Raw genomic sequence first — 9,856 nt, forward strand, 5'->3', positions numbered from 1 at the left:
CTGCCTGTCACGCAGGGGGTCGCGGGTTCGAGTCCCGTCCGTTCCGCCACTTATTGAAAGCCCTGAGCATTTGCTCAGGGCTTTTTGTTTTTCCGTCGAACTATTGTTGCTGTTTCAGCAAAAATCCTCTGCATTTATCGATCTTTTTCCCCTCCGTCGCCTCAGCCATAATCATTCTCAATGAGTTAACACTAAGTAAAAACGAGGAATTTTATGGCAATCCCTGCATTTGGTCTTGGAACCTTCCGTCTGAAAGATGATGTGGTTATCGCATCGGTAAAAACGGCGCTGGAACTGGGCTACCGTACGATTGATACCGCTCAGATTTATGATAACGAGGCCGCTGTCGGCCAGGCTATTGCAGAAAGCGGTGTGCCGCGTGATGAGCTGTTTATCACCACCAAAATCTGGATTGAGAACCTGAGTCCGGAAAAACTTATCGCCAGTCTTGAAGAGAGCCTGCAGAAGCTGCGTACAGATTATGTCGATCTGACGTTGATCCACTGGCCGTCGCCGAACGATGCCGTTGCCGTCGAAGCATTTATGCCTGCACTTCTGGCCGCGAAAAAGCAGGGGCTGACCCGCCAGATTGGTATCTCTAACTTTACGATTCCGCTCATGGAACGTGCGATTGCCGCCGTTGGTGCTGAAAATATCGCCACCAATCAGATTGAGCTCTCGCCATACCTGCAAAACCGCAAGGTGGTGGAGTGGGCCGCGGAACACGGTATCCATATTACTTCTTACATGACGCTGGCTTATGGTAAGGCGCTGAAAGATGAAGTGATCGCCCGTATTGCCGCGAAACACAATGCGACGCCGGCACAGGTGATTCTGGCCTGGGCGATAGGTGAAGGCTACGCCGTGATCCCGTCTTCCACGAAGCGCGAAAATCTGGCGAGTAATTTGAAGGCTCAGGATCTGCAGCTAGATGAGGAGGATCGCAAAGCGATCGCCGCGCTGGATTGCAACGATCGCCTGGTTAGCCCGGAAGGTCTTGCCCCTGAGTGGGATTAAAATAATTAACCCTCTGTAGCCCTTATTTAACCCTCTACAGGTCCTTCGGGAGCTGTTTTACATGCTCGCTGAGAAAATCAATAAACGCCCTGATCCGGGTGCTGACCGCTCTGTCGCTGTAGTAAACGGCGCTAAACGGCATCTCTACCGGCAGTCGCTTGTCGGCAAGAAGCTCGACAAACTCCCCGCTCGCAATCTCCTGATTCACCATATAATCCGATAAACAGGCGATGCCGTTACCGGCAAGGCACAGCTGTTTTATGGTTTCCCCACTATTTGAGGATATCTCGCAGCTGACTTCCAGCAACTGACCATCGCAGCAGGAGACGGGCCAGCTATTCAACGAGACCGGCTCGGTAAAGCCCAGGCACAGGTGATCTTTCAGGTCAGCGACATTTTTCGGCGTACCACGGCGAGCGAGGTAGTCCGGGGAGGCGATAATTTTACGGTAGCTGTTAAAAAGCGGCCGGGCGCGAAGGCTTGAATCCGTTAACGTACCGGCACGGATCGCGACGTCGACTTTACGCTCAATCAGATTGATAAAGGTTTCTGATGACACCAGGGACAGGGTCATTTCTGGATAACGCTCGCGAAAAGGTTTCACCAGCGGCATCAGAAAATGCAGCACCACCGGCGTGGCGGCATCAACGCGCAACAATCCCCTCGGCGTCGTTCGTGTCTCCAGAAGCTCATTCTCCGCCGCCGCCATTTCCTGCAGAACGACCTGCATGCGACGAAAATAGCGCTCTCCCTCTTCGGTCAGGTTGAGCTGACGGGTCGTACGGTTCAGCAGGCTGACACCAAGTTTTGATTCCAGCTTTTTTACCGCCCGGCTGACGGCGGAATTAGCCTGCCCCAGCTGTTCGGCCGCCCGACTAAAGCTCCCGCTTTCGACGACAGCGACAAAGATGGCTATCTCTTCTGAAGTGGCTCTCATTATTGCACCTGTAGCAAAATTCTATTGAGATTTTGATGGTTTTTGTTATTTAAACACCGCTTCATACTACGTGTCATCTTAATCCTGATGATACGGAGTAAATTATGCCACTGGCGCTACTTGCCTTAACGATCGGTGCCTTTGCTATTGGTACCACGGAATTTGTGATTGTGGGGCTAGTCCCCGCGATTGCTGAACAACTGGCGATCTCGTTGCCTTCTGCCGGTCTGCTGGTTTCGATCTACGCACTGGGGGTTGCCATCGGGGCGCCGGTACTGACCGCATTGACCGGGCGTATGCCGCGTAAACAGCTGCTTCTGGCGCTAATGGTGCTCTTTACCGCCGGTAATCTGTTGGCCTGGCAGGCTCCCGGTTATGCGACGCTGATCTTTGCGCGTCTGCTGACCGGGCTGGCGCACGGTGTGTTCTTCTCGATTGGCTCAACCATCGCGACGAGTCTGGTACCGAAAGAGAAAGCCGCTTCGGCGATCGCCATTATGTTTGGCGGCTTAACGGTCGCCCTGGTGACCGGTGTGCCAATCGGGACCTTTATCGGTCAGCATTTTGGCTGGCGAGAAACCTTTCTCGCCGTCTCGATCCTCGGCGTCATTGCACTGGTGAGCAGTCTGATTCTGGTACCGAACAACATCCCAGGCCGCGCCAGCGCTAGTCTTCGTGATCAAGTAAAAGTACTCACCCACCCGCGCCTGTTGATGATTTATGCTATTACCGCATTGGGATATGGCGGCGTCTTCACCGCATTTACTTTCCTGGCTCCCATGATGCAGGAGCTGGCCGGGTTTAGCCCATCAACGGTGAGCTGGATTCTGTTGGGCTATGGGATCTCGGTCGCCGTTGGCAATGTCTGGGGCGGAAAACTGGCCGATAAACATGGGGCCGTTGCGGCACTGAAGTTTATCTTTGCCGCGTTGGTCGCCCTGCTGCTGGTATTCCAGTTTACCGCCAGCATCCAGTATGCGGCGCTGGCAACGGTGCTGGTAATGGGGATTTTTGCCTTCGGTAACGTGCCGGGGCTGCAGGTTTATGTCGTGCAAAAAGCCGAGCAGTACACGCCGGGTGCGGTTGACGTGGCCTCCGGCCTGAATATCGCCGCGTTCAACGTTGGTATTGCGTTGGGGTCAGTTATCGGTGGGCAAACGGTGGAACGCTATGGATTGGCCGAGACGCCGTGGACAGGGGCTGTCATTGTCTTTGTCGCGCTGTTGCTGACTGTGCATAGCGGTCGTCTGGATAAGTATCGACCAGCAAAGACGGTGAATGTCGAAGGATAAAGGTTTCTCGCGAATTGCATTGAAAGTACCGGTGAAAATCCCTATAACAGAAGAACCAGCCGCAGTCAGGCTGGTTTCCTGTTATCGAGGTTTGATGCCCAAATTGCGAAAGAATACTTATGCTATGCGCTACATCGCCGGACAGCCCGCGGAGAGAATTTTGCCTCCGGGGTCGTTCGCAAGCGTGAGCCAGGCATTTGCGGCCGGCGTGCCATTAAGCACAGATGAAAAGATCCGTGTCCTGGTGTGGAATATCTTTAAGCAGCAGCGCGCTGAGTGGAAGTCAGTTCTCAAGAGCTTCGGTAAAGATGCCCACCTTGTGCTGTTACAGGAAGCGCAAACTACCCCTGAAATGGTCCGATTTGCGACGACTAACTACCTGGCCGCCGATCAGGTCCCGGCCCTGGTCTTGCCGCAGCACCCCTCTGGCGTCATGACGCTGGCTTCGGCACATCCGGTATACTGCTGCCCGCTGCGCGAGCGTGAGCCGATTCTGCGGCTGGCAAAGTCCGCATTAGTGACCGTGTACCCGCTGCCGGATACGCGTTTACTGATGGTTGTGAATATTCACGCCGTTAATTTCAGCCTCGGTGTTGATGTCTACAGCAAGCAGCTGCTGCCAATTGGCGATCAAATTGCCCATCACAGTGGACCGGTGATTATGGCCGGTGACTTCAATGCCTGGAGCCGTTCACGTATGAATGCGCTCTATCACTTTGCGCGAGAAATGTCGCTGCGCGAAGTTCGTTTCCCTGACGATCAGCGCCGCCGCGCGTTTGGTCGCCCGCTTGATTTTGTGTTCTATCGGGGGTTAAGCGTCCACGATGCTTCCGTACTGGTGACGAGCGCCTCTGACCACAACCCGCTACTAGTCGAATTCAGTCCCGGCAAGCCTGATTAATAAAGGTATGTCAGGCCTGCCATGGGGCGGGCCTGTGCAAGCATGGTGCCGCCTTTATTCTTCAAACCGCTAAAGGACAACACAATGACAACACGCTCTCATCATGACAACGTCGAAAAACAGTTTGGCTCACAGGCAAGCGCCTACCTGACCAGCGCCGTTCACGCATCCGGACGCGATCTGCAGCGCCTTGCCGAACGCCTGGCTGATTTTCCCCATGCACATGTTCTGGATATGGGGTGTGGCGCCGGACATGCCAGCTTTGCGGCGGCGGGACAGGTGGCACAGGTTACGGCGTATGATTTATCCAGTCAGATGCTGGAGGTTGTTGCCCAGGCCTCGCGCGATAAAGGCATGTCGAATATTGCCACTCAGCAGGGGTATGCTGAATCGCTGCCGTTTGCGGATGCCAGCTTTGATGTGGTGATAAGCCGCTATTCTGCCCATCACTGGCATGATGTCGGCCAGGCGCTGCGTGAGGTTAAGCGCGTCCTGAAGCCGGGCGGAGTGATGATGATTATGGATGTGATGTCGCCCGGACACCCCGTGCGCGATATCTGGCTGCAAACCGTTGAAGCGCTGCGCGATACGTCTCATGTACGTAACTACTCAAGCGGAGAATGGCTGGCGTTAGCGAATGAGGCCGGGCTGGCCATCAATCAGCTGTTGACCGACCGTTTGCCGCTGGAATTTGCCTCATGGGTAGCCCGTATGCGCACGCCCGCGCCGCTGGTGGAGGCCATCCGTTTATATCAGGAGAGCGCATCCGCAGAGGTCAAAGCCTATTTCGCTTTGCAGCAGGACGGCTCATTTACCAGCGATACGATTATGTTTGAAGCGCATAAAGCGCTTTAAAACAGCAAGCGCTTTAAAATAAAAAGGCACCGGGATCCGGTGCCTTTTCTACTAAGAGATGTATCAGGAGTCTGGTCTGCTGCTGTTCTTCACGTACAGCGTCAGCTGATCGCCAGGCCTCAGGTCATCAGTACCGCTATTCCAGCGCATCACATCACGTGTATTCACGCCGTGACGTTTGGCGATGCTCGACAACGAATCGCCTTTACGCACGCGATAGGTAATGCTATCGCTGTTGTTGGCAAGACGCTGGGCGCTGCTACCGGCGCCAATAATCAGGTTCTGACCCACTTTCAGCCCAGACCCGCGCAGGTTATTCCACTGCTGCAGATCTTTCGTCGATACGCCAAGACGCGATGCAATCCCGGAAACCGTATCGCCCGAACGCACCCGGTAGCTACGGCTGGTCAACGGCGTGTTGTCCGCCAGCTGCGTAGGTTGCACGGCGGCAATATCGCCAGAAGCCAGTGATTCACGCAGCTGAACAGCGTGCTTCTGTGGCACCATTACATACTTGGGCCCGTTTGCGCCGAGGGTTGAGCCCTTGACGCCAGCGTTGAAGGTTTTCAACTTGCCGACGGGCATGCCTGCCATATCTGCGAGCTGGCTAATCTCAACCGGACTGTCGAGGCGAACACGCGCCAGCGCACGGCTTTCGTCTGCCGTCGGCAGCTTCACGCCATAACGTTTGCTGTTTTTGAGAATATCACTCAACGCCAGCATTTTCGGCACATACACCTTGGTTTCCCGCGGTAATGGAAGTGACCAGAAATCGGTGGATTTACCACGCGAACGGTTCGCTTTCATTGCCTTCAGCACCCGGCCTTCGCCGCTGTTGTACGCCGCGACCGTTAACAACCAGTCGCCGTCGAACATCTTGTTCAGACGCTGCATCATATCCAGCGCCGCCGTTGTAGAGGCGACGACGTCACGACGCGCATCGTAGCTGCGGGTCTGTTTCAAACCATAATTGCGCCCGGTGCTCGGAATGATCTGCCAGATGCCTGCGGCATTGGCGCCAGACGTTGCGTGCGGGTCAAAAGCGCTCTCCACTATGGGTAGTAATACCAGTTCCATTGGCATGTTACGTTTCTTAACTTGCCCGGCTATCCAGTACATATACGGCTCTGCCCGTAAAGTTACATCGTGGAGATAGCTCTTATTACTTAAATATTTCTGTTTTTGTTCGCGAATCCGGGGATTTTCCGGTATTCCCATCTTTAGCTCGTCGCCTATGGAAGTCCACAGATCCTGGTCTTGCGCGTAGAAGGTTCCATCATCTAACCAGCGCGCTTGACTTGTGAACTTACCTGCTTCCCCTTGACCAGCTGCAGAAAGGCTCTGTGCGTGCTGTTGGACGTTGCCATCGTTTTTCGACGACTGGCACCCCACCAGCAAGACAGAGGCGAGTAAAATCGCTCGTGCCTTCATGTGTGTGTCAATAGTTGCTTAAAAGACGAGCAAGAATAACGGTGAAGGCGGCGAATGACAAGAATTAAATGTCAGAAGTCATCTTTCTTTGACCTTAACCAGGCAAATCTCTGTGCAGAGTGTTGCAAATTTGTTTCTTTGGATATTTCTTTAATTAAATCATTATCATCCGTGCGTAAAAAAATATTTATACGTCGCTCATTTTTCAGAGTTACGGGGAGTGTCATTTGTTTTTTTGCACGTAACTCATTAACTTTACGGTAGTAATCATTTATATCCCTGTCATGAGGAAGGATACTCAATGCAAACTTCATATTTGCTAAAGTATACTCATGTGCGCAACAAATCAGGGTATCCTCGGGAAGGGCGTTTATTTTCCTAAATGATTGATACATCTGCTCTGCTGTTCCTTCGAAAAGCCTTCCGCAGCCGCCGGAAAACATTGTATCGCCACAAAAAAGATAAGGTTCGCTGTAGAAACAGATGTGTCCTAAAGTGTGACCGGGCGTAGAAAAAATAGAGAATTCGTGACCCAAAATCGTCACCCGATCGCCGTCGGCCACAAGGTGAGTGGTGCCTTTATCCTGGGTTTCTGCCGGTCCGTAAACGACAAGAGCCGGGAATTTATCACGCAGTTGTTTTACGCCGCCAACATGATCGTGGTGGTGGTGGGTCAGTAAAATGGCTTCTGGTTGCCAGTGATTGGCTTCGATGGCGGCCAGTAGCGGTGCAGCTTCGCCGGGATCGACGATAAGGCAACGGCCGTTCTCCTCACTAAGAACCCAGATGTAGTTGTCCTGAAATGCGGGAATGCTGATAAGATTCATAAATTACCTCTCAAAGCGTAGCGGAAGGTTGCGATGAAGCCGGCAAGGATACCTCAGTCAATCACAGCGCCCGAGCACTGGTCCAGTATGCCCTGGGGCGAATACTATCGTGAATCGCTGGAACGGCAGATGAAACCGTGGCTGGCTAAATTATATGGCTTTCATTTGCTTAAAATTGGCAATCTGAGCGCGGAAATCAATACCGAAGCCTGTGCCATCTCCCATCAGGTGAATGTGTCTTTGCAAGGCAACCCGATGCAGGTTAAAGCCGATCCGCTGCATCTTCCTTTTGCCGAAAAGTCGGTTGATGCTTGCCTGCTGGCGCATACTTTGCCGTGGTGCGGCGATCCGCATCGTTTGCTGCGTGAAGCCGACCGGGTATTAATAGATGACGGCTGGATGATTTTGACCGGGTTTAACCCCGTCAGCCTGATGGGCCTGCGTAAGCTGGTGCCGGTATTGCGTAAGACGACGCCCTACAACAGCCGGATGTTTACGCTGATGCGCCAGCTGGACTGGCTGGCGTTGTTGAATTTTGAGGTGCTGCATTATGGTCGCTATCAGGTGCTGCCGTGGTCCAGACATGGCGGCAAACTGCTCAGCGCTCATCTGCCGGCGCTGGGCTGTTTGCAGCTGATTGTTGCCCGGAAGCGGACGATTCCGCTGACGCTAAATCCGATGAAATCAGGAAAAGCCAAAACGCAGCTGCGTCAGACGGTTGGCGCCACGCGACAGAGTTAGCTTTCTGGCTGGTAGCCGGTATCGCTCTGCGTCGGGCTGGAGGCGGCCGCGCGTGCCAGCTCATCGCAGCGTTCATTTTCCGGGTGGCCGGCGTGGCCTTTGACCCATTCCCATTTGATTTGATGCTGGCCGAGCGCCGCATCCAGGCGCTGCCAGAGATCGACGTTTTTGACCGGTTTTTTGTCAGCGGTTTTCCAGCCGCGTTTTTTCCAGTTATGGATCCACTGGGTGATCCCCTGGCGCACATACTGGCTGTCGGTGCTGAGGATCACTTCGCACTGCTCTTTCAGCGCTTCGAGGGCGACGATTGCCGCCATCATCTCCATCCGGTTATTGGTGGTGAGGTGATAGCCCTGACTAAAGATTTTTTCTTTTCCGCGATAGCGTAAAATCGCCCCATAACCACCGGGCCCGGGATTGCCCAGGCATGAACCATCGGTGAAAATTTCTACCTGTTTAAGCATCTCTGGTAGACTTCCTGTAATTGAAATCGATAGATAAACGGCAAGTCTGACATAAATGGCTGATATGAGCACTGCAATTACACGACAGATTGTTCTCGATACTGAAACCACCGGTATGAACCAGATCGGTGCGCACTACGAAGGACATAAGATCATTGAGATCGGTGCGGTAGAGGTGATAAACCGCCGCCTCACCGGGAACAACTTCCATGTTTATCTGAAACCGGACCGGCTGGTGGACCCGGAAGCCTTCGGCGTTCACGGGATCGCCGATGAATTCCTGATGGATAAACCGGTGTTTGCGGATGTGGCCGACGAGTTTATGGACTATATCCGCGGCGCGGAGCTGGTCATTCATAATGCCTCGTTTGATATCGGCTTTATGGATTATGAATTCAGCAAGCTGAATCGCGGCATTGCGAAAACCAATACCTTCTGCAAAGTCACCGATAGCCTCGCGCTGGCGCGGAAAATGTTCCCCGGCAAGCGTAATAGCCTGGATGCGCTGTGCTCGCGTTATGAAATAGACAACAGTAAGCGAACGCTGCACGGGGCATTACTCGATGCCCAGATTCTGGCCGATGTTTATCTGATGATGACCGGTGGTCAGACGACGATGGCATTTTCAATGGAAGGTGAGGGGCAACAGCAGGCCGGAGAAATGGGAATACAGCGGGTTGTTCGTGCAGCCAGCAAATTACGCGTGGTTTATGCGACTGATGAAGAGATAGTGAGCCACGAATCCCGACTCGATCTGGTGCAAAAGAAGGGCGGAAGCTGCCTGTGGCGCGCCTGAACCATCGGGATATGCTGTAAAAATCACCTGGCGGGCGATTTTTACAGCAAACGATTCAAAACTGAAGAAAAAGCGTTGACGGCGTTATGGGGAATCCGTAATATTCGCCTCGTTCCCAAGGGAACAGTAAGTGGAGCGGTAGTTCAGTCGGTTAGAATACCTGCCTGTCACGCAGGGGGTCGCGGGTTCGAGTCCCGTCCGTTCCGCCACTATTCAGGCCCATGTTATTCATTAACGTGGGCCTTTTTTCACATCTGCATTTTACTGCCCGCCATTGCCGCCTGACTTGCGCGATGATGACCCATTTTATTGATATCTGCGCCCAGGTCATCGCCAGGTAAAATAGCGCGTAACAGCATCGCTGTTTCTGTTACGCGCGGTCACTACGCTGACACCCGTCAGTCAGAAAAGCTCTCGTACTGACTTTATCAATCTTTGCTGGTCGAAGGCTGTTTCTCTTTCACTTCGCGATACCAACGCGGGTGATGTTTCTTCGCCCAGGTTTTGGTCACCCAGCCCTCCACCATCGCGGTAATGGTACCTTTCACCCACAGGGCGGCGTAAATATGCACCATAATAACCACAATCAGGGCAA

General features: G+C 53.3%; 11 protein-coding genes, 1 tRNA gene and 1 pseudogene. 8 read left to right on the forward strand and 5 right to left on the reverse strand.

Annotation, left to right across the window (positions count from 1 at the left end; all coding sequences use genetic code 11):
* Together CWM52_RS26580 and dkgB are read left to right on the forward strand one after the other, a co-directional pair.
* Positions 1–184 (forward strand): hypothetical protein (locus tag CWM52_RS26580; RefSeq protein WP_206057739.1); only part of this gene is annotated, 184 nt, incomplete at its 5' end.
* Positions 185–213: 29 nt separating this feature from the next.
* A complete protein-coding gene (gene dkgB, locus CWM52_RS25570; RefSeq protein ID WP_100686623.1) occupies positions 214–1,017 on the forward strand; it encodes a 2,5-didehydrogluconate reductase DkgB in 804 nt (267 codons plus the stop codon).
* A 34-nt stretch (positions 1,018–1,051) separates the two neighbouring features.
* On the opposite strand, the gene yafC is transcribed toward dkgB, so the two are convergent.
* Positions 1,052–1,954, reverse strand: a complete 903-nt coding sequence (gene yafC / locus CWM52_RS25575) for a DNA-binding transcriptional regulator YafC (RefSeq protein ID WP_100686624.1) — start codon at positions 1,952–1,954, stop codon at positions 1,052–1,054.
* A gap of 104 nt (positions 1,955–2,058) precedes the next feature.
* Between yafC and CWM52_RS25580 the strand changes: the two genes are divergently transcribed.
* From CWM52_RS25580 to CWM52_RS25590, 3 genes are all read left to right on the forward strand, one after another.
* The gene (locus CWM52_RS25580; protein WP_100686625.1) at positions 2,059–3,246 is read left to right on the forward strand and encodes an MFS transporter; all 1,188 of its coding nucleotides are present in this window, start codon (positions 2,059–2,061) and stop codon (positions 3,244–3,246) included.
* A gap of 103 nt (positions 3,247–3,349) precedes the next feature.
* Positions 3,350–4,147 carry an endonuclease/exonuclease/phosphatase family protein gene (locus CWM52_RS25585; protein WP_100686630.1) on the forward strand — a complete coding sequence of 266 codons (798 nt, stop codon included), beginning with the start codon at positions 3,350–3,352 and terminating at the stop codon, positions 4,145–4,147.
* An 84-nt stretch (positions 4,148–4,231) separates the two neighbouring features.
* Positions 4,232–5,002 carry a class I SAM-dependent methyltransferase gene (locus tag CWM52_RS25590; protein ID WP_100686626.1) on the forward strand — a complete coding sequence of 257 codons (771 nt, stop codon included), beginning with the start codon at positions 4,232–4,234 and terminating at the stop codon, positions 5,000–5,002.
* A 63-nt stretch (positions 5,003–5,065) separates the two neighbouring features.
* On the opposite strand, the gene mltD is transcribed toward CWM52_RS25590, so the two are convergent.
* A complete protein-coding gene (mltD, locus tag CWM52_RS25595; RefSeq protein WP_100686627.1) occupies positions 5,066–6,433 on the reverse strand; it encodes a murein transglycosylase D in 1,368 nt (455 codons plus the stop codon).
* A gap of 71 nt (positions 6,434–6,504) precedes the next feature.
* Entirely contained in the window at positions 6,505–7,260 is a 756-nt protein-coding gene (gloB, locus tag CWM52_RS25600) for a hydroxyacylglutathione hydrolase (protein WP_100686628.1), read from the reverse strand.
* A 33-nt stretch (positions 7,261–7,293) separates the two neighbouring features.
* Here gloB and CWM52_RS25605 point away from each other — a divergent pair, with 33 nt between their 5' ends.
* Positions 7,294–8,001: a class I SAM-dependent methyltransferase gene (locus CWM52_RS25605; protein WP_100686629.1), complete on the forward strand. Its 708-nt coding sequence runs from the start codon at positions 7,294–7,296 to the stop codon at positions 7,999–8,001.
* Here the strand turns inward: CWM52_RS25605 and rnhA are convergent.
* The gene (rnhA, locus tag CWM52_RS25610) at positions 7,998–8,576 is read right to left on the reverse strand and encodes a ribonuclease HI (protein WP_160702257.1); all 579 of its coding nucleotides are present in this window, start codon (positions 8,574–8,576) and stop codon (positions 7,998–8,000) included. The genes CWM52_RS25605 and rnhA overlap by 4 nt on opposite strands.
* Between rnhA and dnaQ the strand changes: the two genes are divergently transcribed.
* Positions 8,530–9,261, forward strand: coding sequence for a DNA polymerase III subunit epsilon (gene dnaQ, locus CWM52_RS25615; RefSeq protein ID WP_047665456.1), 732 nt, complete (start codon positions 8,530–8,532; stop codon positions 9,259–9,261). The genes rnhA and dnaQ overlap by 47 nt on opposite strands.
* A gap of 132 nt (positions 9,262–9,393) precedes the next feature.
* Positions 9,394–9,470: transfer RNA gene (locus CWM52_RS25620), tRNA-Asp, on the forward strand.
* A gap of 219 nt (positions 9,471–9,689) precedes the next feature.
* Here the strand turns inward: CWM52_RS25620 and CWM52_RS25625 are convergent.
* Positions 9,690–9,856: pseudogene (locus tag CWM52_RS25625) on the reverse strand (formate dehydrogenase cytochrome b556 subunit); the annotation flags it as partial.

It is taken from the genome of Raoultella sp. T31 (genome assembly GCF_002806725.1).
Taxonomy (GTDB): Bacteria; Pseudomonadota; Gammaproteobacteria; order Enterobacterales; family Enterobacteriaceae; genus Klebsiella; species Klebsiella electrica.